The sequence below is a fragment of the Streptomyces sp. WAC04114 genome, from assembly GCF_019733245.1.
Lineage (GTDB): Bacteria > Actinomycetota > Actinomycetes > Streptomycetales > Streptomycetaceae > Streptomyces > Streptomyces massasporeus_A.
This window is the reverse complement of sequence record NZ_JAIGQA010000080.1, coordinates 1-26,068: the sequence shown is the minus strand read 5'-3', so window position 1 is coordinate 26,068 and position 26,068 is coordinate 1. Positions and strand designations below refer to the sequence as shown.

The window sequence follows — 26,068 nt, the reverse complement described above, 5'->3', positions numbered from 1 at the left end:
GTCCGTGCCTGGGAGTTCAGCCGGTGGTGTTGGTGGGGACGTAGGCGATCGCGCCACCCGAGTGGGAGGTGAGCCGGGCGCCCAGCAGCAGCTTGGCGAGCCGCTGGTCGGCGTCCACAGGGGAGGTGATCACAAGCTGCGGAGCGGCGAGGTCGGTGATGTAGCCGGCCAGCCGGGCGTCGGGGAAGGCGTGCCGTCCCTGGTTGTTCGTCTCCCACCGCTCCAGGCCGGTAAGGACGGCCACCACGTAGCCCGAGAGGGTCACCGGCAGCACTCCCCCAGCCGCGACGCTGGCCGCGTCGCATCGCCACCAGCCACGCAGAGCCTTGATCATGTCGTCGGGGGTGAGAGAAGTCGCGAAGCCGATCCAGGCCCGGTCTGGCTCGCCGACTCGCTGGGCGGCGTTGACCCGCACTACGGCGATCTCCTTGGCCTCGATCCGATCGAGGGCTGCGTGGTGGCGTGCGCTGAGGGATTGCACTGCAGTGAGGGGGATCATGACCCGCACGCCGCGGCGAGAGAGGCCGGGCAGCAGTCCGGCCTGCACGAGGCGTCGGAAGGTGGTGACAGCGCATCCCAGCTCCTCGGCTGCCTGACCGGTTGTCAGCAGCACCGAACCCACATCCTTACATGCGTACTCTGATATCTGAGTAGGCATAACAGTAGGAGTGGTTGGAAGTGCTGTCAAAGGAGCAGCGACGGGGGTCTATCCCCCGTACTCCCAGGCCTCTTCCACAGCGGGCCCGTCAGCGTCGATCTTGAGGAGGCGGGAGGCGATACCGCCCTGGTTGCGGCCGAACTCCTGCGCCAGCTCGGCCAGCGATGCGCCCATTGCGCAGCGTTCGGCCAGGCGCTGGTCGTCTTCGATACTCCAGGGTTCGTAGGCGTTGGGGTGGGTTTTGCGTTTTTCGGCGACCGTATAGGCCTTGGGCTCTTTCTTCGGATCGGTGTGTGGGGCAGGTACGTCGTCGACCGGGAAGGGGATGAGGTTGAGGCGGTACAGCGCCCAGCGCAGGGCCTTCTCCCCGCGCCCCAGGGATTCGGTCATTTCTTTCAGGGAAGTACCGGCGAGGAAGGCGGTGCGCAGGCGGTCCTTCTCCTCATCGGTCCACCCCGCTCCGCGACGGGACGATCTGGGCTTCGGGCCGCAGGTGTCCGCCTGAGGGGGGATCGCGGGGGCAGCGGGTACTGAACCCTGGGTTGTCGGCCGCTTGCGCAGGGCGGCCCAGTCCGGTTCGTAGGCCGTCGGGAGTTGTTCACGGACGGCGTTGAGCAGCCTCAGGTAGGCATAGGTCTCCGCCGTGTCGGCGCTGTGCCAGCCGGCCTCCCAGTAGGCCATGATTTCAGGCTCCTCATTGAGGGCGTCGGCGAATTCCTCGATCGTGGCTCCCCACAGTTCACGGAGCCGACGCCGTTCGCCGGGCGGGGGAAGTTGCGGGGGTCGGGGGCCCTAGCTGAGCAAGTGGTCCTGAGAAGTGAAGTGCGCGTCCATAGCGTGCCTGTCAGGTGTATTGGTGACCCTGCCGCTGCCGGGCCGTCGGCGACTGCGCCGATCGCTGTTGCGAGCAAGGACAGGAATCCGGGAGCGAGGAAGGTGTACGGCGCGGGGCACGACTAGACCGTGAGCTCGGCCGCACGGGCCGGGGAGGACGGTGTCGAGGGGCAAAGACCTCCGCCTGGTCTCGGCCCCAGCGCCTGGGGGCGGGCGGGGTGTGGCCACCCGCACGCCGGATCCCAGCATGCCGCACCCGCAATGATGTGCGGCTGCCCGTGGGGAACGATTCTTCTGATCTCCTATGCCCTGCGACCTGCGCGGATTCGGAACCCTCATGCACTGGACTACCCCCGAAGGGGGGGGGCATACGAACGCCTGTCCCATCCACGGGTTGCCCTTGGTCTGCTTGAGGGCTCGTTATTCCGACGCGAGATCGCTGATGCGGCCCGGCCTGCCGCGGTCCAGGTTTGAGGGTGTGCGTCTGGTTCGAAATGCCAGCTCAGCTGACTGCTGTCAGGTATGCGCCGCTCGTGGCTCCTTCTGCTCTGCGGCACCAAGGCCGGCCAGCGTCCTCCCAGCCCGGCCCTTCGCGGACTTGCTCGCTAACTGCGTTACGAGTCAGGCGGATGCCTGTGCCCTCGCAGGCGGTGGATGCGCTGGGGTCTGGACACGAAGTCAGGGCGGGTTGGCCCGTACGTGCAGGCGTTACGAAACACAGCATTGCTCGATGTGGCTTTGGAGCTGGGCTTCAGGTCTCGTGCCCGTCAGGTATTTGCAGGTCAAGAAGGGTCCAGGCTCATGCGGGGAGGGGTGTGGCGGGTCGGGCGGTGATACGTATGCAGCTGCCCTGCGAACTGACCTGCAGGGCGCGATCGGTGCCTGTCTGGCGGGAAGGACAGGAGGGCCGGAACTGTCCTCGTGTCCCTCCTTGGCGTGACGTGCCACAGTTCGCCCGATGGCCGCTTCTCCGATGCGGTAGCCGTGGTAGCAGCACGGATACGGAGGACGCGAACGTGGTACGTCGGGTGCGCTCAGTTCGAGCGCGTGAAGGTGTGGTCACTCAGCGGTTCACCTGCGCTTGGTGCGGGCTGGCATGGAACCGGATCCCGAAGCCGGGCCGAGCCCCGCGCTTCTGCTCGGACGCCTGCAAGCAGGCCAGCTGGCGCGAGAAAGCTGCCGTTGCCCGCCGCATCCGAGACCAGCGCGTCGCTCTCCTCCACGCCGAGTTTGACCAGATCACTGCGGCAACGCCACTGTCTCTCGCGCGAGTTGTGCCTCTGCTGCATGAGCTGGCGGATTCGGGGCCGTCGTATGGGCTGCCCGTTGGCCGGCTCTACAAGACCGCGGCAGCGGCCTGGCATCCCGACCGTCCGGGCGGGGACCACAAGGTGTTTCAGCTTCTGCAAGAGGCGCACCGGCTGGCCCGGCTGCACGCGCTGTGATCCTGTCGGTGCAGGGGCCGCATCCGGTGTTCGCAGGATGGCGGCGGTCTCCTGCGGCAAGGGTTACGGGTGAGTGCAGCACGGGGCAAAGAGCAAAGCTGCCGAGCTGCCTGGGCGCATGTCTGTGTCCCCGTGAAGCTGGAGAGCCTGCGCCTCACCCGATGGTGGGATTCTTCTGGGGCCTGTCATGCCTGTGAGATCTTCGATTTGTGCAGGTGGAGGCGGCGCACTGAGCACAGGTGCAGGGGTTGGGGCTGTGCGCAGGTCCTGACACAGGGCCGGCGGCAGGGGCTGCGCCCATACACTCGCCCCTCACAAGAGCTTCTTCAAGATCCGGAGGGGGGAACCGGCCGTGCAACTGCCCGCTCTGCACAGCATGCTGCACCAGGCCAGCGAGCTGGCGGCGGTGAAGAACGCCTCACTCGAGGCCGTGTGCCGCCGTGAAGAGGATGCGGAGCGCGTGCTGGCGGAGGTGCGGGCCGAGAAGGCGGTGCGAGCTGGCTCGGCGCAGAGCGCCAACGAGTTGGTCACCGCTCTCCAGGAAAAGATCCAACGGCACACGGCAGGTACGGGTCCGAAGACGGTGACCGACGTCGCCGAGGAGCCCGACAACGCTGATCCGCCGTCGACACGGGCCTCCATCCACCGGGCGACCCGCGAACTCCTGCTGGAGCAGGGAGAAGCGACGACTAAGGAAATTCGTCAGCACATCGAGAACGTGCTGCCCCACGTGAACGTCAAGAGCACGAGTCCGGAACTGACGCACCTGGTGCAGCAGGGGTTGCTCGTGCGTCCGCGCAGTGGTGTCTACCAACTTGGCGGTGAGTGGGCCACACCTGAAAGCCGCTGAATCAGCGGGCCTGAGCGTGCGCGAAAGACCGAACACCGCCGGTGTGTAGGAGCCCGGCGGTGTCACGGTGCGCATGTGTTGGCCTCACGCGCCCCGTCACTATATCCAGCGTGCGGAGGGCGGTGCGTTGTGTTTCATCCGCACGTGCAGCAAGATCAGAAAGGCCTCACGCACATGGAAAGTCTGTTCTCTCATGCCGCTGGCTCTGCCCCTCCCGACGCCGTCTGCGCCGGGTCCTGGATGGAGGTGGCTGTCCGCTCTTGCCCATCCGGGGAACGGACCTCTCCAACCGATCGCGCCAGTGTGCGACGTCAGTGGCAGCTCGCCCTGGAGGCCAGCCTCCACAGCGGTGCGGACCAGCGCACTATCGCCAGCGCAGACCTAGCGCGCAAGGTGGGGGTAACCACCGAAACCGCCACACAGACTCTGCGGTTCTGCCGTGAGGTAGGTCTGTTCGAGGGCGGGCGCGGAAAGTTCACGGTGACCGAAGCCGGCTGGACCATTGCGCAGCGCTGGCAGGAGGACCAGACCTACGCGCGGCTGCTGCTGCAGGGGGTGTTCCGTTCGCACTGGTCGGTTCCTGTAGCGGATGCCGCTTTACAAGCCGGTCCCTTGCCTGCGGAGGAGCTGGGCAGGCGCCTGCTGGGCGACCTTCCCGGCAAGCCGCGGCGCGGCATGTACCTCGTGGAGTGGCTGGCACTTGCGCTGCTGGTTCACCGCGACCAGCAGGGCATGGTGTGGCCCGCGCCGGCGTTGAGGGCGGCGGCCGGCTCGGTAGTTGCGGCGTTGCCTGCTCCGGTTCGAGATGCGGAGCCTGAGCGGCCTTCAGGGCGCGAGTTGGATGCCTTGATGGGCATGACCAACCGTAAGCTGGACGAGCTCGACAAGCAGGATCCCCAGCGTTTCCAGGCTTTCCTCGACAACCTCACCCAGCTGGTGAAGTCCTTGCCGGCCTAACACCGGCTGAATCCCTTGCGGCTTGTGTGGCGCCGCGGGGCTGCCCACGGCTGGCCGCAAGCACCGCGGTCTGCCGCTCTGTGGACGTAAGGCACAGGACGCTGCGCACATCCACTGATGGCAGCGTTCCTTCCCGACGGCACCGGTCTGTGCTGGCGATGGGTCTTTCCCTGTTCTCTCGCGTCCGTCGCTCCTTTCTGCGTGTGCCCGCCTGCCCCTTCCCGCGGTCCGCCGCCGTGCGGAAGGCCGGCTGGCCACGACTCCTTACTCCAGGCGTTGGCGCGGCGCTGCCGGGCAGCACGTGGAGCCCTTGTCCTGTTCTTCCCAGTATGGGAGTTGTTGTGATTGCTCAGCCCTCCGTGGCACAACACTCGGGTTCTGGTCCCGCTCCGCACACCAGACGCCGTGTCGCCGATGCGGCTCGAATGACCGCACGGTTCGTGGATCCTGCCGGTATCGGGCACGAAGCTCCGTGGCTTGAGGTGGCCGGCGAACAACGGCTGGAGGACTGTCTGCCCGTGCGGCCCTTCCCGGTGCTGAAGGGCCGCCGAGTGGCGCCGGGTTGGTGGTGGTCCGCGACCAACCACGCTCTGGTGCACTACGGCTTCAAAGCCATGCGCACGCAGGTCATGATGCTCGACCATGACCCGCAGGTGGTGGCACTGGCCTGCCGGCCAGTGGAACTGCTGTGGCGGGGCCGGCGCGGCAAGACGATCTCCCACGCCCCGCACCTGATGGCGCGGATGGCGGACGGCAGCGGGCTGCTGGTGGACTGCGCGAGTCGTTTCGGGGCGGGGCGCCGGCTGATGAGGCGGGCCCTGCACCTGGAGGCCGCCGCGGCAGCGGCCGGCTGGCACTATCGGCTGGTCGGGCCACCGCCGCCGGTGGTGGAGACCAACGTGCGCTGGCTGGCCGGCTACCGACATCCGCGGTGTGCGCGGGGCGGGTTGGCCGAGGTCGCCGAGTGTTTTGCCGCCCCGCTGGCTCTGGTCGAGGGTGTGCGGAGGCTGGGTGACCCGATTGCGGTGTGGCCGTCGGTGTTCCACGCTCTGTGGGCCGGTGTGCTGAGTGCGCCGCTGGACCGTCCGCTGCACGAGCGGGCCCTCACGGTCGCGTCCGGGGCGGGGGCAGGGCGGTGAGCCGGCCGGTGCTCGAGGTGGGTACGGCCGTCACGTGCGGCGGCCGGGAGTGGGCCGTTGCCGGCGTCGAGGGCAGCATGACGTCCGGCCCGCGGATCTGGCTGGCCGGGCAAAGCGGCGAAGACGCTCTGGCGGTGTTCAGCCTGGCTGAACTGCTTGGCGATCCTTCGTTCGGTCTGGTGGGGGGTCCGCCGCGTCTGCGGGTGCCGCAGACGGGGCTGTTGTCGACCGTGCCTGAGGACGAGCGGGGGCGTGCGTTCGTTGTGGAACGGCATGTCCGAGAGGTGGAGACCGGTTATTGCACGCCGGATGGCAAGGGCCCGGTGAGGCCTCAGTACGACCCCGATTCCACCACGCTGGCCCAGCGGGAGCAGGCGAAGGCCGATGAACTGGCCTCACAGGGCTGGGTGGGTGTGAGCCGGGCAACGGTGCGCAGGTGGCGTGCGCGTTATCGCACAGACGGGGTGTGGGGGCTGGTCAAAAGACGCGGCAGCTCGCCTCGTTTGAACCGGGCCGATCCCCGGCTGGTCGAGGCGCTGCGAACCCTGTTGCCCATGGAGGCCCTTCGCTCCCGTTCCCGGGGGTGGAAGACGCGGATGCGGCGGGAGGTGCGGTGGTGGCTTGATGACAAGCACGGCGAGCGGATGGTCGCGGTGCCGCCGAAGTCCACGTTCAACAAGCTCATTGACGCCGTAGAGGAATCGCTCGGCCTGCAGGGGACGGTGGCGCAGCGGCGTGCCCGCGCTTCGCGGCCGGCTCCGCCGTTCAAGCCGACGCTGGCGCTGCGCCCGGGTGAGCTCGTCATGCTGGACAGTTCCCCTGGCGACGTGCTGGTCGTCCTGGACGACGGCGTGGTGGGGCGGCTGGAGCTGACCACGGCAGTTGATGTGGCGACGCGCAGCCTGTGTGGGGTACTGCGACCGGCGGGGAGCAAACTGACCGATGTGGCGGTGCTGTTGGCTCAGATGATGACGCCGATGGTGATGCGGCCGGGCTGGGACGCCTCGTTGTCGATGGCTGCGTCGGTCGTGCCGCACGAGCGGCTGATGGGGATAGACGAGCGGCTCAAGGACGCGGCTGCCCGTCCGGTCATCGTGCCCGAGACGGTCGTGGTGGACCAGGGAAAGGTGTTCGTCTCGCCCTCCACCCGGGCCGCGTGCGAAAGCTTGGGGATCTCGCTGCAGCCCGTGCCTCCGGCCAATGGACCGGCCAAGGGGCATGTGGAGCGGCCGTTCGGCTCCATCAATTCACTGTTCTGGCAGTGGCTGGCCGGTTACACCGGTTCGAACGTGAGTGAGCGTGGCTCCAAGGTCGAGCAGGAACCGCTGCGGACCGTGTCGGAGATCCAGGCATTGTGGGATGAGTTCCTCGTGCACTGGCACCACCGCCCGCACGCGGGTCTGCGCCACCCGCTGATGCCGAAAAAGGCTCTCACGCCCAACCAGATGTGGGCGGCGCTGCTTCCCGTGACGGGGTATGTACCGGTGCCACTGACCTCGGACGACTTCGTGGAGCTGCTTCCGGTGCGCTGGCAGCCGATCACGGACGCCGGCATCCGATTCGGCTACCGCACCTACGACGACGCATGCCTCAACGACCACCGCGGTCAGGACTCCGGCGTGGTCGCCAAGAAGGGCCTGTGGGAGGTGCACTACAACCCCTACGACCCTGTCCGGATCTGGGTCCGCCTGCCGGAAGGGTTCCGCGAGGTGGCGTGGATCCACTCCACCTCGGTCAGTCTCCCGTTCACCCACCACATCTGGGAGCACATCTGCAAGGTGGTCGAACGCACCGGATCCCGCGAGGAACACGAGGCCGAACTGGCCCTGGCCCTGGACCGGTTCCTGCGAAAGGCCGCCGGCAAGGAAAAACTGTCGGCCACAGAGCGGCGAGTGGTGGCAAAGTCCCTCGCGTCGGGGACGATGCCGGTGCCGGAAGGCGAGCTCAACGTACTGGACGTGCCCGCACCATCATTCGGGCTGGCTGGCTACTACGCCGTGCCCGACATCGACGACGACACCGTCCCCGACGAGGGCGACGAGTCTGATGACGTCGTCGACTCCCCCGACGACGTGTGGGAGACCGACCAAATGGGCGGCTCTCTCGTCCTGAGCGACCCAACCCAGGAGGAAGAGCAGTGGCTGCCATGACCGCCGCCGGGGACGACGGCTTCCCCGACGACGAAGCCACCCCTGGTGCGGTGACAAACCATCTCCTGTGGCAGGCAGAGGTCTCCCGCCCACGCGTGGCCGCACCGCCGGTAGCCGATCCATCCTGGAATACCAGGACCTCGTTGGACTACCACTCCGAATTCGTCACCCTCAGAACACCTTCAATGGAACAGGCGCTGGCCCAACTCAAGTTCACCCTGCTGGTGAACAATAGGCAGCGGGGCACCGCCCGGCGTGGCCTGATCGTGTCTGGGCCTCCCGGAGCGGGCAAGTCGACCACGCTCGCGGAACTGGGCCGTTCCTTCGAACGCAGCGAACGGCGCCGCCAGCCGGACGCTAAGGGCTGGATGCCCGTGGCGTTCGCCTCCATCCCGCCCCTCTACACGCCCAAGAGCCTGGTCCAGGTCCTGGCCCGGTTCGCCGGAATCCCCGTCCACGACCGGATGACCGAGAACACCATCACCAACGCCGTGTGCCACGTGCTGTGCGAGCGCCGCACCCGGCTGGTGTTCCTTGACGACGTCCACCTGCTCAACACCCGTACCCGGCCCGGCGCCGACACCTCCGACCAGGTCAAGACCCTCATGGAGCGGTTGCCCGCGACATTCGTGCTGGCCGGTGTCGACGTGGAGAACTCACCCCTGCTTACGGGCCCCCGCGGTGCCCAGCTCGCCGCCCGCTGCAAAATCCTGCGCACTCCCCCGCTCCTCAACGGCACCCCCGAGCAGAAGAAGACATGGCGCAAGCTGCTGCACGATATGGAAGGAGCACTGCGGCTGGCTCGGCACCGGCCCGGAACACTGGTCCGCCACGCCGACTACATCCACCTGCTCACCGGCGGTGTGATGGCCAGTCTGTCCCTCCTGATCCGGGAGGCAGCGATCCGCGCCATCGTGAACGGGAGCTACGCGATCACGAAGAGGCTGCTGTCGCAGGTGGTGCTCGACGTCCAGGCCACGAACGCGGCCCGCGCCACCCGCAAGAAACGACCCGGCCGCTAACCCGTCGGCCTCCACATGCCCGCGGCGATGCACCGCCATCGGCCGCCTCGCCGCGGAGCTGCTCACGCGGTGGGCCCGATGCCCATCCCTTCTGACGAGGCGCATCCGCCCTCGGCCCCTGTCCTGCGCCCTGTCTTCCTTGCTGTCTGCCGCAAAGGAAATCCCGGTGGCATCTCCCCTGCCCGCTTATACACCCGCTCAACTCCCGCCTGTCGCACAGGAACTGACTGGTTCATGGATCCGCAGAATGACCGCCGGATACGGCCTGCCCGCCCAGGACTTACTACGGGGCGTCCTCGGCGGCTCCCATGACGTCGAGGTGACCGGAACTCCCGGTAGCGGACGGGAGTTGTTCCTCAACGCAGCTGCGAAGACGTTGCTGGTCCGCTTCACCGGCACCCCCCTCTCCCGGCTCACCGCTTTGTTGCCCGGTCTCTCCGCCACTCACGACCGGCTCGTGGACGACGCGACCCGTCGGGCCGCCTGGTACAGGCCACGTGAAGCGTGGGTGGGGGCGTGCCCTCCGTGTACCAAGCGGGCCTGGCTACCCGGACAGAGCGTGCTGGTGTACCCGCAGGCGGCCGCGCACGTGTGCCAACGCCACCGTCGCTGGCTTCTCGCGCATCCCATGAAGCCAGCGAGCATTCCGCTGGGGAACCTGCCTGAGGTCCTCACCGCCCACCGCCGCCATGCCGCTCTCGTGCGAGCCCGTCCGGATGCCGCAGACGTAGTCGCGCTCGCCGCGGCGGTGGTTTGGTCGTGGCAGGTACAGGGGTGGAGAGCCGAGACAGTCTGGCAGGACCGTGTGCGTCGGCTGGCCGCGGTCACGAAGTGCAGGCCGACGGCGGTGGTGGCGCACTCTCTGGTGTCCTATCCGGAGACGATCACCGTGGCCCGGCTGCTGGGCGCCGCGTGCTGGCAACAGCGACTGCGTGAGACGGCCGCAGCCGAAGGGACCGGGGCCGCCACGGAATTGCTGCTCCGGGAAATCGGCCGCCAGACCGCCAGACCGTGGCTCGCGGACTGGCTGATGGCCTGCACCCGAACCAAGTCCAGGACAGCCCTACTGACCGATCCACTCGATCAGTGGCTGTCCCGGCTCACCGCGTCGGCCGGCACCACAAGTGACAGCTTGTGGACGGTGTCCCAGACGGCAGCACGGCCCATCGAGTACGGCGACCGTGCCAGCTTCCTTACCGACAGCCGACCCCGCAGCGTCTGCGAAGAGGCCAAAACAGCCTTTCTGACCGGCGGTTGGGAACCGGTGCCCTCACCGCGGACCAGGCCGGCGCCCTCCCACTGATATCTCCCGGCGCCGTCGGCTCCTCGGCCGGTCGTCCCCGGACCGGGCCGCATCACGTCGGCGTCCACGCCCCTGCTCTACCTGCTTCCTCCCTCCAACAGAGAAGAGAGACACCATGTCATCGATCAGTCCGCAATACGCCAACCAGCTGCTGGCGGAACTCACCGAGGGTTGCCCTGTCCCCGCGGCACCCGCCTCGCTGTCCCGCTACGCCTTCCAGATCAGCAACTACGTCCTCATCGGAGACACCGCTGTCTACGGTTACAAGTACAAAGGCCGGTGGCGGCTGGACGACCGCGACATCCGCAAGGCCGCCGGACGGCTCGCTTCGCTCCCGTTCGATCCGGACGACCTGGTCGACGTCCGTCTCTCCTGCGCCGAGCATCACCGGACATGGCGCACGCAGATCCGGCGCTGGTTCGACGACATTTCCTACAGGGACCAAAGCGCCAACGGCTGCCGCTGTGAAGGACAGCAGCCGTGCGATCGTACCCACCCCAACCGTCATGGACTGGGGTGTGGAGCGACCCTCGAACAGGTCAAGGAACGCTACGGCCAGTGGCCCATCGCGTGCACTAGCCCCCTGCCGCTGCTGACATGGTCCGGCACCACCTGGATGGTCCCGCGCGCTTACGCCGCCCTCCTCGACCGGGCGGACCGGATCGCGGCCGAGTGCGTCGAACAGGCCGCGCAATGCAACCGCTGCAACGCAACTGGAGACGTCTGGAAGTGGCGCACGTCCGGCAACAGCGGCTACACCACCCTGTGCCCCCAGTGCGCGACCACCGTGGCACGCCCCTACAAAGATCATTTGCGCGGCAGGCAGTACACGTCACTGTCGAAGAACTCGCAGCCGGACGCGTTCTTGTGCCGGCTGTGCCCCAGCCCGCGGCAAGCCCTGTACTGGGATCACTGCCACGCGCACGGATTCGTCCGAGGGCCGGTGTGTGCCAGCTGCAACACCTACGAAGGCAGCGGTCACAGGTTCATCCACCGGCCGGGCGCGGTCCGCCACCTCCTGCTGTGCGACGGCTGCCACCGCGACAGGACGGTACCGCCACGCCACCAGTCCGACATCGTGCTGCGGACGGTCGCACTCACCCCTCACGGCCCGTGCGCGCAATCGCCCCATTCTGCGTGGGGCGCGGTGCAGGACGACGGATCGGTCCGTCTGCGAATGCGCTGCTGGCAGTGCCCGTTTACCCCGCAGTGGGAGCAGGTAGTGCCGACCGCCCAGGTCAGGCAGCTGGTACGGGAGTTCGTCGACAGGGCCCTGGACGCCGATGCCGTCGGCCAGGAACCCGCCTGACGTTGTGCCGCACCCGCCCGAGTGCCTCTCCTCGATGGTGCACCGGGCCGCGAGAGGCGCGCAGGCTGTCACCACGCTTCACCTTCGTGGTGTCGGCGCCTGCCCCCCCCAGCCGCTCGGTGCGAGTCCAACATCACGGCCTGTCGGAACGGTTACGCCCGATCTGGCTGGCCGCGGTCCTGCGGGTCGGTTCCTGCCTCCGTCGCCGTACGCATGGCCTGGATGTCTGTGGTGATGTCCGGTTGCCCGTACCGGTCGGTGAGAGTGGCCAGGGTGTCGATGAGGTGGTTCTTGGATTCGTCGGTGAGGCGCTCGGCGAACGTGTGCAGCAGGCGGGCCAGTGGCGCCCATTGGCCTTGCGGTGCGTAGGCGGCTGCGGTGTTCAGCAGTGCCTCGAGGCGGGGCAGCGTGTCGGTGTCGATGCTGTGGGGGGCGGTGGCGAACCAGTAGGACAGGGCCAGTGACGGGTCGCTCATCAGGGTGTCGCGCAGGATGCGGGCCTCGTCCAGGCGGCGGTCGTGTTCCAAGCGGCGCTGTTCCCGTTCGTGCTGGCGGCGCTGGTGGGTTTGCGCGGCGTGTATGGCGTCGGATTCGGCGGTGAGGTGAACGTGGCCCCAGGCGAGTCGGACTGGGAGGTGAGGGAGGTCGGTGGGCCGGCCGAGGAGTGTGTTGATGCGGGCGGTGGCCGGCACGACGTCGAGCGGAAGGTAGTCGGCGGTGATGTCGCGGGCGGTTGTCAGTGCGTGATCTGCGGCGGCCTCGGCGGGGTTGTGGTGTGGGTGGGGTGAGGGGAGGTCTTCCCATGCGCCGGTGAGGGTGAGGGTGAAGAAGTAGCCGGGTATGGCGGTGGGCGCCGGGCAGGTGAGGTCGAGTGTTCCTGCCCGTGGTGAGGGCCAGCCGCTGTTTTTACGCCGTGGCCGGTGCATGGTGCGGGCGTGGGGGTGCTGTGGGGTCGGCTTCCCTCAGGGCCAGGACGAGTGCGTCGCGCAGACGTGTGCGTGCGGTGGGCTCGCCTCCGGCTCGGGCCGGTTCCCATCCGTAGGCCGCGTGGGTGAGGACGAGGTAGCGGGGTGCGAGGTAGGTGCGGTCGGTGTCGGAGCAGAAGACGGCTTCGGTGAAGGTCTTGATGACGGCAGACCGAAGGTGTGGGTGGGTCAGGGCGGTGTCGAGCCAGGTGTCGAAGGCGCTCTGTAGGTGAGTGTTGGCCTCGTCATCCAGGGCGCAGCGCCAGCCGGGCAGAGCCCAGGCATCGGGTTCGCTGTCGCCTCCGGCCAGCAGGAGGGGGATGCCGTTGGGGGTGGTCCGGTCGGCGAGGTGCAGGAATGCCCGGCGGGCGGCTGCGGTGTAGTGGTGCTGGGCGGTGGTGAACCAGGAGGTGAGGGTGGATCGGATCGTGCCCTGCAGGACTGGTTGGTCCCACAGGGCGGTCAGGGCGTCCCCGACGGCGTCCGCGACGTCGGCGTTGGTGGTGTTGACGGCGAGTTCCGACAACCGTTTGAGGGCGATCTGCGGGTAGGCCGGGCCAAGTTGGGCCAGGGCGCCGGCAAGGGCCTGTTTGAGGACGATGGGGGTGTTCCGGCGATGGGTGAGCTCATCTGTGTCGGGGGCCTTGGCCCAGGCGAGGTATTGGTCGCGGGCGCGTTTGCCTGCTGTGGGGTCGACGGCCGCCGCGACCAGGAGGTCCTGGGCGTGGCCGTGCAGGTGGCTGTTTTTGGCCCAGTGGGCGGCGATCGCGCGCAGGACAGTGAAGCTCTGTTTGGTCAGGGTGTAGCGGGTGGCCCACTGGGTGACGCGCTCGGCTAGGGGGACGCCGAGGTCGGGGGGCAGTGAGGCGGCTTGTTCGGCGGTCCAGCGAGTGAAGGCTGCGACATGGTGGGGGCGGTCGACCCAGAAATAGTCGACGACGGCCTCAGCGTAGCCGGGTTTACGGAAACGGATGCAGTCGTCGGCTCCGAGTTCCGCACCGATCGCGTCGGTGAGCGCGATGATGCCGGGGCCTTGCTGTCCCCGGGTGGGCGGCGGTGTGTCGTTGAGTGCCTCACCGAGGGTGGACTGGGCTTCGTAGACGGTTTCGGCGGGTGCCCCGTCGAGTGTGGCGGCGGCAAGCAGGTAGTTGCGGTGGGCGCTGTCGGTGTTGGTCGTGTGCCAGGTGCGCAGGGTGCGGCGCCAGTTGTTATGGGCGGACTGCACGACGGCTTCGACGAGCTCGCCGACGGCTTTGGGTTCGCTGGTGGTGGCGTTGAGTTCGACGGCCGCGATGATGACGCGGGCCCACCGTGCGGCTTCGGCCGGTGTGGCCTGGTCGTCCAGTTGCTCGGTGACTGCGCCTGCGGCAAGCCACGTGTCCAGCTCGCCGACAGGGGGTTGGCGTCGTTCCAGGTGCGTGCGCAGCACCTGGAGGGCGGCCGGAGGCGACAGGCGGTGGCCGAGTTCGGTGGCTTCGGCCGCAACGGGCGTCCACGTGTCGCTGTGGGTGACGACAATGACGAAGGAGCCCATCGTGCGCAGGTGCTCTGTCACTTCGCGCAGGTGGAGTCCGAACCCTGGGCGCAGGGTCTCGTCCTTGTCTCTCAGGTCCAGGATCCAACCGGTGTCCTCGTCTTTGAGTCCTTCGAGGTCCACCCCTTCTCCAGGTTCGCGGCGGACCTGCCGGACGGCCTTAACGCCTTGGTGTACGAGTGTGTGCAGGGCGGTGGTGTAGCGGCCGGTGCCGGCACCCGCATGGATGACGGCAACCCTGTAGGAGTCGAGGATGGCATCGACGGCCTTGGTCGTCTCCGCGTCGGGCAGATAGGGGTGAAGGCGGTCCTCGATCCAGTCCGGGGGCAGAGGCGTTCCCCGCAGCCGTTGGATTTCGCTTATGTTCTGGTTTGCGACGACAGTCCCGTAGTTGTACGAGACGTTTTGCACGGTGCCCGTATCGCTCGCGTGGGCACCGGTGTCCGTGCCGGTCACGCTGCCGTTTGCTGGGGCGGTACGGGGAGCAGGAGCACCGCTGGGTGGGGTTGGCGCGGGCGTCTCTTGGACCGCTGAAGTGTCATCCCGGTCGTCCGTCTCGACAGGTGCTTGCGGCGCCGCCGCGTCGGCGGGTGCCTGGGGATTTGACTGGCCTCGGCTGTCAGGCCAGGTGTGCCCTTCGCGGGCCGGAGACGGTCCGGTGGCTGTCTTGAGCAGAGAAACGTCTGCGGACGGCAGGGGTGTCGGCGGTTCGGCCGGTTCGATCGGTGGCAATGATCAGCCCTTCGAGACGGTCAGCGGGTGCTGCGGCACGGCCGCGTACACAGGTGTCTGAATGGTGCCGTGCTACTGCCTGGTGTTCCGCTGGCCCCTCATGCCGATGAGCTTCCCGCCTGCATCGACCGTCTGCACGTCTTGGATGACACGGGAGTTCCCGGCGATCTTGTCGCTGTCGATGCCCGTGGCCTCTCCGGACAGCGTCGTGACTCGCTGGTGGACGAACGGGCCGGAGGCGGGCCGGTCCTCTCCCTCGAAGGTCAGGTGCTGGCCGTAGATGGCTTCCAGGGCGCCGCGGGCCCGGGCCAGATTCCGCACGAGCCGCTGATCGGAGATGTCGACGGGGACGGTGCCGTGCGCGTAGTCGGCAAGGGTCTCCTGCAGCAGTTCGAGTTCGCCTCGTCGGATCTGCAGAACGTCCCTGGCGGGCTGCAGCGGCAGTTGCAGCGTTCCGACCAGGCTGCCGGGAAGGGCGACGTTCTCCTCGGGTTCGGCTGCGCGGGAATCGAGCAGTCGTTCCAGGCGCTGGAAGATGAAGGTCAACGTAGCGGGCAGAGCGGAACTGATCACAGCGATGTCGGTCGGGTCCGGCATGTTTCACTCCCCCGTTGCCAGGATGAAGGACCGTCTGATTCTTTCCGGCGCCACCCACACGCGAAGCGCTTTCAGGAAAGATGACAAAAATCTCTCCCCTCCCCCGGCTTTCCAGTTATTCGGCTGGATTTTGACGGTGGCCGATTCGGCCATCTGTCCGGTCAGCGAGGGTCTTTCTCATGGTGTTCACGAGCGGCCAGGGGTGCGTGTCCGTGCTGCTGGTAGGGAGATTCGTCGGGAAACCGCTCGACTCGGGCCTGCCTCCAGGCCACGTCGAACGATGTCGCGCGGCGGCTTCCAGCAGACCGCCGGAAAGCCCGCCAGCTCGTCACAGGGTCGAGAATGCAGCGCAGCAGAGTAAGTCGCATGACCTCAGCGTCCATACACCTGGGGCAACAGACGGAACTTTCTATGCCGCCGCAAAGGAAACCACTTTGAGGTAGGCGTTTTGCGCCAGGGATCATTGGGTTCCGAGTGAATTTCGAGTCTGATGTTGCTGATGTGATTCATGGGGTTTCGCAGGTCGAAGCGGCTACCGCGTGTCTCGGCCACGGGAACCGGGTGAGGGCTGTCCATCCTCGCGGGGCCCAGCGGCGCATGCCGACCCGCAGACCGCACGCCAGGCTTACCCGGCGGGCGGGGCGGGAGGAAGGGTTAGCCGGTACGCACAGGTGAGGGATGGGTGGTCGGTGGCCGGGGCCACGGGTTGGCTTTGTCCATCAGGGCGGTGATGCCTGTGATGTCGCTGCCCCCGACACCGTGCCCGCACCGCCGCACCCGAACCGACCTGCGCCTGGCGGCTCTCGTGGATGCATGTAAGGGCCGACCTGATGCCCGATTGACGCTGGTCCCCAAGCAGGCGCTCAGGGCAATGGCGGCAGCGGGTTTCCCTCCATGATGGCCTGCGTCCGGCGCGCGTCGACGAAGACCTGCCAGTGATAGTGGTCGGCGAACAGGCGGTTGAGGTGCAGTTGGCATTCCTTCATCACCAATGGCCAGCCGCGGGGGTTGCGTTGGACGTGCAGGGACTGCGGCACGCGGAACCACCACGTGTAACAGGGGTCATCGTCGCTGCCGCAGACTCCATCGTCCCGGCAGCCTTCATAGATGCATCCCAGTCGTTCGGCGAAGTCGACCATCACCTCCCTACTGTTCTTGGCCAGCAGGAACGGCTCGCCTGCCGAATGGTAGGGCTCGCTGATGCGTCGTTCGGGATCATCTACCTCGATCTGCCAGACAACCCACTCGTACACGGACCAGCGATCCGGGTCGGCGGTGTTGCTTCGTGGTGAGGCCACGTGCCACCTCTCGTTCTTTCCGCTCACGTTGTGCACTGCGGACACGAGATACAACGACGGTCCGGGCAGCGTGATACGTGCGGAGGTTGAGCGTTTCCCTCTCCGAAGCACCCGGCAATCACGGTGTATATGCAGATAGGGGCAAATAGAGTGAAAGGTAGTGAATGGGAGCGGTAATGCCGCCCTTGTCGGGCACGATGGTCCGCCTCTGGGTGTCAGGCCGTCCCTGGCCGGTCGGGAAGCCGGAGCCCATCAACGACCGGTTTTCGGCCGCGCTACGGCGTCACGCGCGGCGGGCTGACGATCGCCTTCCAGACGAACCGGTTCAGGCCTTCTGCGCAGCGTTCCCCGGGGGCTACCAGGCAGCTTCGTGGGGCTTCTTCAAGGTCTGCGGTGTTCGCTTCTGGTGCTGGTCCGATGCGCTGTGTCGACCTGACCTGCTCACTGAATAGGGCATCGTTCTCACCGCGCAGCGTCCAGATCGCTCCTTCCACTCGGACGGGCCCACTTCGGCTTGCCGTCATGGTCGTCGTCGCCACGTCGGAGAAGCCCAAGAGAGAGGCTGCCGGGTGCGGTTCGGCCAGCCGTACCCGGCAGTGTCGTCAGTCGAGCCAGTCCGGGGGGATGAGAGCGTTGCGGTTGCCGTCACCGTCGGGGCGCCAGTTGCCGATCACGGCGTCTTGGAACCACGCTTCTGCCAGGTTGGCGTGGTCGCAGACGATGATCTGCAGGGCCCCCTGGTTGAGCTGTACCACGTCGTTAAGGAGCTGGAAGTAGGCGGTGACGGTGGTCCAGTCGGCGTCCTGGATGGTTGCGGCGTCTCGGGGCTTTTCCGGGAAGAACGCCTGGGTGGGCTGGTCGAGCATGAGGAAGCCGGGGACCGGCCGGTTGTTGCGTCGCAGGTAGGTGTGGAGGGCGAGGTGGGCGACGAGGTGGAAGCCGATGTGGTTCTTGGCGCTGCCGATCCGTGTCAGTGGCAGGCGTCCTGCGGGTCGTCTCAGGACGACGTTGAGCAGTTTGAGGCTGATCCCTACCTCGGTGGCGTCTGCTGCTCCTCCGAGGTTGAGGCGCTTTGCCCAGGCCGTCATGCCGACGGCGATGTCGGCGAGCCGTCGCTCGGTCTCGGCGGTGACGTCGTCCTCGTCGACGAGCTGTTCCAGTGCGGCGGTGTGTTCCTGGGTCAGGGCCAGGTCGTTGCGCAGTCGGGTGAGGTCACTGTCAGTTCCGGTTCGGGTGAGTGCTTCGGCGATCCTGCCCTGGATGTGTGCGACGCGCAGGTTCTGCTCCTGCAGGTTGCGCAGGCGTTCGTCGCTCGCCAGTAGTTCTCTGAGCTGGGCGCCGTTCAGTCTCAGGCGTTCGGTGATGCGGCCGCGCTCGATCCGCAGGGCGTTTCTGTGCTCTTCGCGGACGGGCTGGAGGGTTTGTGCCTGGGCGAGTTCCTGCGCGAGGTGGTCGGTGAGCTCGGAGATGTCCCGTGCAGAAGGGTCTGGGTGTTCCAGGGGCTGGGCGCACATTGGGCATACGAGGGTGTCGTGCTGGCGCTCGGGGCCGAGGAGGTCGAGGGTTTTGAGGCGGTCGAGCTGGAGGTGGAGCTCGCCCGTGAAGGCGCGGCCCTGCTGTTGCCAGCGGTCGACTGCGGCCAGGGCCTCGTCGAATTCTTGCAGTTGTTCACGCAGGAGACGGCGTTCCTCGTTGAGTTCTTGGCGCCGGTCGCGGAGGTCCAGCGGTGCTGCGGTTTCGGGTGCGGCGGCCAGTGCCTGGTGCAGGAGGTCGAGGACTTGGGCGGTGTCAGGGGCTGTGGGCACGTCGGTGAGGAGGCCTTCGCTCTCCGCCAGGCGGACGAGAGCCAGGCCGTTGGCGTCCATGGCCTGCTGATGGCGCAGGGCGTCGTCGAGTTTGCGCTGGGCCGCGCGTTGGGCGCGCTGGGCTTCACCGAGGCGGTGGCGGCGCAGAGCCTGTTCGGGGCCGGCGGCACCGAGGAAGTACGGCAGAGTGTCTTTGAGAGTCTGGGCCATGCCGGACTCGGTCTGGCGGTGGAACAGCGCTGTCTGGTCGGCGATCTCGTTCTGGTTCTGGAAGCAGAGCAGGGCCGCTTGGGCGATGGAGACGTCGAAGGGTTTGCGTCCTGCCCCGGTGGGGGGCTGGAAGTGGAAGTCTTCGATGCCGATGCGGGCGCTGAGTTCGCTGCGCAGGGCCGCGACGTTGGAGTTGTGGACGAGTTCGTGGGCCTGGGGGATGTCCAGGCTGGCGTCGCCGGTGCGGGTGAATGCGTGCAGGGTGGAGGCACCGGTCGGGCGGGGTCGGGCCAGAACCATGCGTGAGCGGTCGGCGAAGGAGACCAGGAGGGCATACCAGCCGACGGTCTGGTCGATCCGGTCGTCGGGCAGGTGGGGGGCCCGGCGTCCGAGGCAGTAGTCGACGATGCTGAGGACCTCGGACTTACCGGTCTCCGACTCTCCAGTGAGGATGTTGAGCGCCCCGGGGCGGAACCGCAGGACCCTGGGGGTTTTCCTGCCGTCTCGGTGGTAGAGGGCCAGGGCGAGCAGTTGCATGACGGTTCTGGGACTCCTTGCGGCGGGAGCGGGGTCAGGGACGGACGCCGAGAGTGGTGAAAGCTCGGGTGGGGTCGGTCACGGCGAGCCAGCGGCCGACGAGGGTCGCGGCCCGGACGCAGTCGGCGACTTCTTCTCCGGGGGCAGCGGATGCGGGTTGGGGGTTACGGGGGCAGATCAGTCCGGAGGAGGCGACGTCTATGGCGCGGTGGCGCATGGCGGTGCGCAGGCTGGTGCGTGTGTAGTCGGTTAGGGCGGCGGCGCGTTCGGCGAAGGCGGCTCGCAGGCGCGGGTGGTCGTGTGCCCAGGCCATCAGTGTGACGGTGGACTTGGCGGGCAGTGAGCCACGGGTGTCTTCGGGCAGCACGAGGGGCAGGATCAGGAAGGCGCTGGGCCAGGGCAGAGGCGTCTTCGTCTTCTTCACGGCGGCGTTGATGCCGCTGGCGAGGAGGTAGGCGCCGAAAGCCGGGTTGAACAGCGCCTGTGCCTCGGACGCGTGGTGGTGGGAGTCCGTCGTCACTGTTCCTGCGTTTCAAAGTGGCGCTTGCAGAGTTCGCTGTAGTCGGGGTGCCAGCCCACGGCCCGGTCCGCTTCGGCGGTGTCGGCCTGGTCGGACAGGCCGTGCATGCTTCCCTTGCCGATCCACGGGGCGGTGACGCTGCCCGGGTTGAGTGGCGTGTCCGCGGCTCTGTCCATGGTGTCGTCCAGGATGTCCTGGCCGACACTCTGGCGGTCCTCTTCGCTCATGTCGGCGCGGACGCGGCGGGTGCGGCGGCGGAAGGCGCTCTCCCATTCGTAGTGGAGCTCGCCTTCGTATTCCTCGAGTCTTTCCGGGGTGATCTTGAAGGTTCGCAGCCACTCGGAGCGCTGTGCCCGTGCGTAGTGGTAGTCCCGCAGGTGCATGGCGACTTCGTCGTCGGGCAGCCCGATCCAGCGCATCTGGGTGACGACCAGACGGTCCGCGTAGCCGGCGATCTCTGCCTGGGTGAGGTTGCTCAGCGTCTCCGTGATCGGGAGGCTCTTGCCGGCGTACCGGCCGAGGATCTCGTCCCGGCGGCACATGAGCTGCTCGGCCTTGACGGAGGGGAGCATGCGTTCTGGGTTCTTGCGTTCCAGCAGCTTGACAGCCATTCCGTACCACCACCCTTTGATGTCGTCGAGGGCGGCCTGAGCGTGCTCGCTTGGCGTGATCCCCAGTTCTTTGGCCAGACTAGAGTCGAGGTCTGACATCACGGGGGCGCCGTCGTTGATGGTGATGGCGCTGACGAGCTGATGGCGCTGAGCGGGTGTCAGTTTCATGAACAGCGCGCGGTCCTTCGCCGTGCCGTCGGGCCCGCCCTCGTCCTGGGCTACCTCCTCCATCCGGGCCCGCGCGGCGCTCACGTCTCTGTCGGCTCCGGGGCGCAGTTGGTGCAGGAACGTGTTCGCGGGGGCGATCTGGGTCGAGACCAGGCGCAGGAGAGGCATCGACGTGCCTGAGGGGTCGGAGAGGTTCTTCAGGGCGTCGATCCATGAGGCGAGGGAGCGCCAGAAGTCTTTGCCGGTCTCGCTCAATGGGCCTGCTGCTTCGCGGTGTTTGGACTGCAGGAGCTCCAGCGGTGTGTTGTCCTGCGGGTTCAGAAACTCGATGTCGTCGAGGAGTTCCATGCGCACTTCGATGGTGGCGTCCTGCCAGCTGTGCCGGGCGAGCTCCAGCAGGGCCAGTTCGCACTGGTAGAGGTACCCGGTCATCTGCCCTGCCGCCGAGTGCGACCCTGCTTGCGCCACGTTCCCCACTACTGCTTGTGCCTGCCGAGCAGCGTCCCGCCTCTGTGACTGGTCTACCGGGTGCAGGCGGCTTCTGGAACGCCGTTCTTTCTTCCCGGGATCAGTCGCGCCACTCCCCCTGCGGGACAAAATAGCACCCACCACACGTGCCTCTGCATTTTCCGGAGAAACCGCCGAGACGCTCCGCCGGACACCGGCGGTCAGGCGTGTAGGGGGCGTTGGCGTGGCTGGTCTGGAGCAGGGCCCAGCTGGCTGCAGCTCGTGACGTGCGCCGGGCCTGGCCCGTTGGGCTGGCACCGGCAGCTGTTTGCGGTCCCGGTCTCGAGCCAACCGCATGCCGGTGCTCTGGACATTGTCAGGCGTTCGGCAGGTCCTCGACAGCACTCGGCTCGTTGATCTTCCCGAAGGGGACGTGAACGCTGGGGGTGGTCCGCGATGTGCTGGCCAGATGGCCTTCCTGGTCGTCGAAGAAGATGTGCGGCTTGAGAACCTTCATGATCTCGCCCTTGTCGATGCCTCCAAGAAAAAATGCATCGTTGACGGTCACCCCCCATCGCTTCAGACTCATCACTGCCCGCTCGTGCGCGGGGGCGTTGCGTGCGGTGACGAGTGACACGTGGAGACGAATCCGGTAGCCGGCGCCCTTCTTCCGTTCCTCCTCCTCCTTTCGCTGGATACGGTTGATGCTGGCGAGAAAGTCCTTCAGGGGGCCCGCATCGTGCGGAACCGCGGCGTTCAGGACCTCGTGGGCGCGGAACCCCTCGAGGCCTCCCGTCTGGTACACCTGCTCCGACGCGTCGGTGGCAAGGACGCCGTCGAAGTCGAAGGAGATCCGCAGGTCGCGATCGCTCGTGTCATCCTCGTAGGACTCGCCCAATACGTGTCCTGCCGGCAGTCCCTGTGAAACGGCCTCGCGCACGTCGCTGTCGTTCGCTGACAAGAACAGCGACATGTTGAGGGCTGGCATGAATTTGTAGGGTGAGCGGCCTTGCATGAAGATGGCCCGGCTTATCGTCAGCCCATGGGCCTCTATCGACCGCATGACGCGTAGCCCGGTGTCGGGGTCGTTCCGAGACAGAACGATGACCTCGACCAGAGGGTCACCTTCCTCGCTCAGATCGTTCAGTGACAGCAGTCGGCGGATGAACGGGAACGCAACGCCGGGGCGGAGCGGGTCGGCGAGATGCTCTTCCTGGTAGGCGCGGTAGCTCTCCTCGCCCTGTTCCCGGAAGACGGCGTCCGACTCTGCGAGGTCGAACAGCGCGCTGGAGGCGATACCGATGACAAGCCGGTTCGCCAGTTCGTAGGCGGCCACAGCTCCCCCTTTATCAACCGTAGTTACGCACTCAATCATCACACCAGCCTCGTCGCCGGGCACGTCGCGCATGCCCGGGCAGGCCGGAAGCGCTGTTGGCCGGGATCTACCGAAGACGCAGCCAAGAGCCCGACCTCCATCCATCCCGGTGGAGGAGCTCCTCAGGTAGAGCCTCTTCGGCCCCAGCAGAGGGCCTCGCAGGTTGCGCTCACTCGACCTGGTGACACCGGCTGCGGCGTTACGCCGGTTCGGTGCAGACCATGACCGTGACGCACCTGCCCGACGGCCGGGCCCACGCCGCACGGCCGCCAGCGGCACGGCTACCCGTCTCCCCCTCAGCGCAGCAGTCCGGCGTCGTGGCCTCGTGCGCAGCCATGATGAGAGCAGCGGCGGTCACCAGTCGCTGGGCTGGGAGATGACGGTGGGGTTGGGTATTCCAGCGGGCTCAGGGGGCGGCAGTTTGCCCGTCCTTGTTGCACAGCGACGGCAGCACAGCAGTGGCAGGTCTTCGTATTCGTGATGGTCGAAGACTTCGCTGGGTTCGCAGTCAAGAAGCCTGCTGATCATGAATCTGGCGTCTTCGGGCGGGGCACCCAACTCCATGAGAACGGCGGTCAGCCACTTTCCTCCTCCGCGGATGCAGAGGAGCGTGTCGGTGGGATCTCTGCAGATGGTGCATGTTGGTTGCGGTTGCATGGTCAACCCCATGAGCGCTTGTACTTGTTGAGTATTTGATCTGCCTGACGTGTGCGCGTGGGCTTCCCTGGCCTGCGGTGATCGGCATGCAGCCCGGTTACGGTCCTGTGTGAATGTAGGAAGCCCACAGAGTGGGTACGCGTGGTGCCTTGTCTCTGGCTCGGCGTACGGCGCTGCTGAGTGCTCGCGCTGCGCCGACGGCTCCGGTCGCATCGTGTTCTGCAGCGGAATCAAGGGTCGTGTAGACGTCGCCAGTGAGGTCCATAGCGGTTCTGACGCCGATGGGCCAGAGCGTTCCGATGACGTGGGTGTAGCCGATGAGCTGGAACGCGGAAGCAATGTGGATGGCTTCGTCGGCGAGTGTGGGGTGTCCGTGCTGCGTGCTGCATGCGGACAGGAAGGCGAGCTCGACGTCGTCGATGTGGAGTCGGGACAGCTTGAGTACGGAGAGGTTTCCGTCGTGCAGGGCGAGGTGGCTCTCTGACGGGCTGTTGAGGTCGCTCCACCCATGGCAGGCGAAATGCGCCCAGGCATGTCCGGGTAGCGTGCTCAGGACCTGGTCGACCGTGGCCTGCGGGCCCACGAGAGGGTCGGTTGTGCCGGGGTATTGCCGGCTGAGGATCTCAACAGCCTCCCCGGCTTCCGGCAGGTCTGGCTGTCCTGGTGTGTGCGGCATGGCGACGACCAAGTGCGGCACGTTGGGGCCGATCGGCTGTTTCGCCCGCGCGCGATGCAAGGTCTGCAGTGTGGGGGTGTAGGAGGAGATCACGCGGTCCATGACGGTCGGTGGGACGCCCTCGTCCAGGCGGCTGTGGTGTCCGGCCGCGTGGAGCGGCAGGAAGTTGAGCGGCCCCGTGGGCGACCACCAGATCCGAGGCCACGGCTGCTCGGACGCAGGCGATGTGGTCAGGCCGAGGGCAGTGAGGACAGGCTCGGCGAGGACGTCCCAGAGCCAGCCGAGAACGCTCTCCACGCGTTCTTCTGCATCCGAGCGTTCCACGACGTCCGCTTGGGCGTCCTGGGCGACGTCGACGGCTCGCACGAAGTCTTCGACCTGCGTGGTGACGTCCTCCCTGGTGAGGGCCGGCAGTGGTACTTCGAGGATCCCGTCCGAAGTCAGGGCGATCGCGTCGGAGCGGTAGTCACTGACGTTGACGGTGATGACCGGGCCCGCTCGGGCGACAGTTCGCAGGTCGTCGAATCCATGGGGCAGCAGGAAGTGGTGCAGTTCGGGTTCGGGGCGACTGCGGATTTCCTCCATGAGGGAATCCCACCGCAGGGAGGTCCTGTAGCGTCGGTCCACTGCACCGTGCTCCTGGGCAGGCGAGTCTGACGTGGGCGGCGCACCGGCGTGCAGGTCAGACTCCAGTTCCCGGCGCAGGGTTTCGTACCGTGCCGCTAGCTCAGGTGCGTGCTTGCGGAGTTCGGTCACTTCGCTGCGGGTCTCAAGGACCTGCGAGATCAGTACCCCGCGTCCGCGCTCAAGCAGGTCCAGAGCCCGTTCCGGGTTGTGGTTCTGCAGGGCCGCTGCAGCGGCGTCGGACACAAGGCCGGGGAACCGGGAGAGTTGATGCTCCTGGTCGCTGCGCCAGAGGTGGCGTGCGGCGACACGGGGCAGCAAGCTCACTGCTGTGGAGAGTCCCTGGGCCGCCTCCTCCCAGTGGTTGCCCCTGGCATCCAGGTCCCCCCACGCACGGGCGGATGACAAGCGGATGTGAGGCGGCGCCGCACTTATGTGCGTTGCCTCCCGGAAGGCTGCTGTGGCCTGGTCGCTTGCGGTCGTGTCTCCCGGCAGGGCGTGCTGCTGCTGTGCGGACAGGGCGATGCCGAGGTTCGCCAGCAGCTTCGCGCGGTCCGGGTGGCTCGCCGGGGTTGCGTCGGCTGCCTGTCGCTCCAGCCGCACTGCTTCGGCGAGTGCGTGGGTGTCGCCGGTGCGCTGGTAGATCGTGCGGCGCGTGCTGCCGAGCTGGGACAGCACCATGGCCCGGTGGGGGCTTTGCTCCGGGGTCCGTGCAACGGCTTCGCTCAGCACGGTAGGTGCCTCCAGGAGAGGGGCCAGATCGCCGCTCTGTTCGTGCCACGCCATGAGCGCGCTGCCCAGGTTGACCAGAAGGCCCGGCTTGCGGGGGTCATCATCGTCGATGGCGCTGACGGCCGCCCGTCCTGCCGTGACCGCTTCCCTGATGGTCGCCTCGTGCGGCACACGCCGGTAGCGGACGACGAGGGCGTGGCCGAGGTTGGTCAGGAATCCTGGCCTCGCGGGGTCCCCGGGGTGCGCTGCTTGTCCGGCTTCCCTCAGCTTGTCGATTGCATCGTCCAGTGAGGCCAAGTCCCCCGTCGCGTCGTAGCGTACGCGCAGAGCGATACCCGCGGCGGACAGGGTGGCCGCGCGTCCCTGGTGTCCGGGCGGCGTTCGTTCGACCGCCTCCCGGTACAGCCCGATCGCCTCCTCCAAAACCGCCGGCCGGCCGGCGTCCTTGTAGGACACGAGCAGGGCGTTGGCGAGGCCTGCGAGGGACGACCAACGGTCCCGGTGACCGTCGGGGGTTGCCTCCAGTGCCTTCCGGCCAAGACCTATGGCCTCCTGCAGGGCCTCGGGGTCACCTACTCGCTCGTGCCGTGCTTGAAGTGCACTACTGAGAGCGAATCCGCGGCCGGGCCGGTCCTCGAGGGAGCTCTTCGCGGCAGCGCCACGGAGCAGGGTGATGGACTCGTCGAGGGCGTCCAGGTCGTCGACCCGTTCGTGCCAGGCGTGCAGAGCCTGACCGAGGCGGAATGCGTAGAGACCCCATGTGGTGTTGTCCGCGCCCGTCGCTGTGCCCGCTTCCAGGGACTGTCGGCCGGTGCTGACGGCTTCCGCAAGGACATCCAGATCCCCGGTGCAGATGTGCAGGTCCATCAGGCCGGTGCTCAGGGTGGACAGATAGCCGGCCAGGCGCGGGTCG

Annotated in this window: 19 protein-coding genes; 8 read left to right on the top strand and 11 right to left on the bottom strand. The window is 67.2% G+C overall.

The window, feature by feature from the left end; genetic code table 11:
* Positions 1 to 16: 16 nt before the first annotated feature.
* Together K4G64_RS21160 and K4G64_RS21155 are read right to left on the bottom strand one after the other, a co-directional pair.
* Entirely contained in the window at positions 17 to 613 is a 597-nt protein-coding gene (locus K4G64_RS21160; RefSeq protein WP_308122446.1) for a helix-turn-helix domain-containing protein, read from the bottom strand.
* A 93-nt stretch (positions 614 to 706) separates the two neighbouring features.
* Positions 707 to 1,339, bottom strand: coding sequence for a hypothetical protein (locus K4G64_RS21155; protein WP_221757584.1), 633 nt, complete (start codon positions 1,337 to 1,339; stop codon positions 707 to 709).
* Positions 1,340 to 2,547: 1,208 nt separating this feature from the next.
* Between K4G64_RS21155 and K4G64_RS21150 the strand changes: the two genes are divergently transcribed.
* From K4G64_RS21150 to K4G64_RS21115, 8 genes are all read left to right on the top strand, one after another.
* Positions 2,548 to 2,937 carry a hypothetical protein gene (locus K4G64_RS21150; protein ID WP_221757583.1) on the top strand — a complete coding sequence of 130 codons (390 nt, stop codon included), beginning with the start codon at positions 2,548 to 2,550 and terminating at the stop codon, positions 2,935 to 2,937.
* A gap of 352 nt (positions 2,938 to 3,289) precedes the next feature.
* The gene (locus tag K4G64_RS21145; protein ID WP_221757582.1) at positions 3,290 to 3,787 is read left to right on the top strand and encodes a hypothetical protein; all 498 of its coding nucleotides are present in this window, start codon (positions 3,290 to 3,292) and stop codon (positions 3,785 to 3,787) included.
* Positions 3,788 to 4,267: 480 nt separating this feature from the next.
* On the top strand, positions 4,268 to 4,744 hold the full coding sequence (locus tag K4G64_RS21140; RefSeq protein WP_221757581.1) for a hypothetical protein: 477 nt from the start codon (positions 4,268 to 4,270) through the stop codon (positions 4,742 to 4,744).
* Positions 4,745 to 5,226: 482 nt separating this feature from the next.
* Positions 5,227 to 5,883 carry a TnsA-like heteromeric transposase endonuclease subunit gene (locus K4G64_RS21135; protein WP_308122445.1) on the top strand — a complete coding sequence of 219 codons (657 nt, stop codon included), beginning with the start codon at positions 5,227 to 5,229 and terminating at the stop codon, positions 5,881 to 5,883.
* Positions 5,880 to 8,033: a helix-turn-helix domain-containing protein gene (locus tag K4G64_RS21130; protein ID WP_221757579.1), complete on the top strand. Its 2,154-nt coding sequence runs from the start codon at positions 5,880 to 5,882 to the stop codon at positions 8,031 to 8,033. The genes K4G64_RS21135 and K4G64_RS21130 overlap by 4 nt, the downstream gene beginning before the upstream one ends.
* Positions 8,030 to 9,055, top strand: coding sequence for an AAA family ATPase (locus K4G64_RS21125; protein WP_260460744.1), 1,026 nt, complete (start codon positions 8,030 to 8,032; stop codon positions 9,053 to 9,055). Before K4G64_RS21130 ends, K4G64_RS21125 begins: the two co-directional genes overlap by 4 nt.
* A 166-nt stretch (positions 9,056 to 9,221) precedes the next feature.
* Positions 9,222 to 10,358: a TniQ family protein gene (locus tag K4G64_RS21120; RefSeq protein ID WP_308122444.1), complete on the top strand. Its 1,137-nt coding sequence runs from the start codon at positions 9,222 to 9,224 to the stop codon at positions 10,356 to 10,358.
* Between the two features lie 115 nt (positions 10,359 to 10,473).
* The gene (locus tag K4G64_RS21115) at positions 10,474 to 11,667 is read left to right on the top strand and encodes an endonuclease domain-containing protein (protein ID WP_221757577.1); all 1,194 of its coding nucleotides are present in this window, start codon (positions 10,474 to 10,476) and stop codon (positions 11,665 to 11,667) included.
* Between the two features lie 152 nt (positions 11,668 to 11,819).
* On the opposite strand, the gene K4G64_RS21110 is transcribed toward K4G64_RS21115, so the two are convergent.
* The 9 genes from K4G64_RS21110 to K4G64_RS21070 all read right to left on the bottom strand — a co-directional run.
* Positions 11,820 to 12,593, bottom strand: coding sequence for a hypothetical protein (locus tag K4G64_RS21110; protein WP_221757576.1), 774 nt, complete (start codon positions 12,591 to 12,593; stop codon positions 11,820 to 11,822).
* Positions 12,574 to 14,622, bottom strand: coding sequence for a hypothetical protein (locus tag K4G64_RS21105; RefSeq protein ID WP_308122443.1), 2,049 nt, complete (start codon positions 14,620 to 14,622; stop codon positions 12,574 to 12,576). The genes K4G64_RS21110 and K4G64_RS21105 overlap by 20 nt, the downstream gene beginning before the upstream one ends.
* A 348-nt stretch (positions 14,623 to 14,970) precedes the next feature.
* The gene (locus K4G64_RS21100) at positions 14,971 to 15,495 is read right to left on the bottom strand and encodes a hypothetical protein (protein ID WP_221757575.1); all 525 of its coding nucleotides are present in this window, start codon (positions 15,493 to 15,495) and stop codon (positions 14,971 to 14,973) included.
* Positions 15,496 to 16,358: 863 nt separating this feature from the next.
* Positions 16,359 to 16,820, bottom strand: coding sequence for a hypothetical protein (locus tag K4G64_RS21095; protein ID WP_260460740.1), 462 nt, complete (start codon positions 16,818 to 16,820; stop codon positions 16,359 to 16,361).
* Positions 16,821 to 17,395: 575 nt separating this feature from the next.
* Positions 17,396 to 19,345, bottom strand: a complete 1,950-nt coding sequence (locus tag K4G64_RS21090; RefSeq protein ID WP_221757574.1) for a DUF3732 domain-containing protein — start codon at positions 19,343 to 19,345, stop codon at positions 17,396 to 17,398.
* Positions 19,346 to 19,379: 34 nt separating this feature from the next.
* On the bottom strand, positions 19,380 to 19,865 hold the full coding sequence (locus tag K4G64_RS21085) for a three component ABC system middle component (protein ID WP_062924592.1): 486 nt from the start codon (positions 19,863 to 19,865) through the stop codon (positions 19,380 to 19,382).
* The gene (locus K4G64_RS21080; RefSeq protein ID WP_221757573.1) at positions 19,862 to 21,076 is read right to left on the bottom strand and encodes an ABC-three component system protein; all 1,215 of its coding nucleotides are present in this window, start codon (positions 21,074 to 21,076) and stop codon (positions 19,862 to 19,864) included. The genes K4G64_RS21085 and K4G64_RS21080 overlap by 4 nt, the downstream gene beginning before the upstream one ends.
* A 391-nt stretch (positions 21,077 to 21,467) precedes the next feature.
* Complete coding sequence (locus tag K4G64_RS21075) at positions 21,468 to 22,466, bottom strand: 5'-nucleotidase (protein WP_221757591.1); 999 nt, start codon at positions 22,464 to 22,466, stop codon at positions 21,468 to 21,470.
* Positions 22,467 to 23,220: 754 nt separating this feature from the next.
* The coding region (locus K4G64_RS21070) for a CHAT domain-containing protein (RefSeq protein ID WP_221757572.1) at positions 23,221 to 26,068 on the bottom strand (2,848 nt) is incomplete at its 5' end.

Excerpts from the sequence above, each read along its gene's own strand:
- K4G64_RS21100 (WP_221757575.1), bottom strand. The coding sequence starts at position 15,495 with ATGCCGGACCCGACCGACATCGCTGTGATCAGTTCCGCTCTGCCCGCT.
- K4G64_RS21110 (WP_221757576.1), bottom strand. The coding sequence starts at position 12,593 with ATGCACCGGCCACGGCGTAAAAACAGCGGCTGGCCCTCACCACGGGCA.
- K4G64_RS21090 (WP_221757574.1), bottom strand. The coding sequence starts at position 19,345 with ATGCAACTGCTCGCCCTGGCCCTCTACCACCGAGACGGCAGGAAAACC.
- K4G64_RS21080 (WP_221757573.1), bottom strand. The coding sequence starts at position 21,076 with ATGACCGGGTACCTCTACCAGTGCGAACTGGCCCTGCTGGAGCTCGCC.
- K4G64_RS21115 (WP_221757577.1), top strand. The coding sequence starts at position 10,474 with ATGTCATCGATCAGTCCGCAATACGCCAACCAGCTGCTGGCGGAACTC.
- K4G64_RS21125 (WP_260460744.1), top strand. The coding sequence starts at position 8,030 with ATGACCGCCGCCGGGGACGACGGCTTCCCCGACGACGAAGCCACCCCT.
- K4G64_RS21075 (WP_221757591.1), bottom strand. The coding sequence starts at position 22,466 with ATGATTGAGTGCGTAACTACGGTTGATAAAGGGGGAGCTGTGGCCGCC.
- K4G64_RS21155 (WP_221757584.1), bottom strand. The coding sequence starts at position 1,339 with ATGGCCTACTGGGAGGCCGGCTGGCACAGCGCCGACACGGCGGAGACC.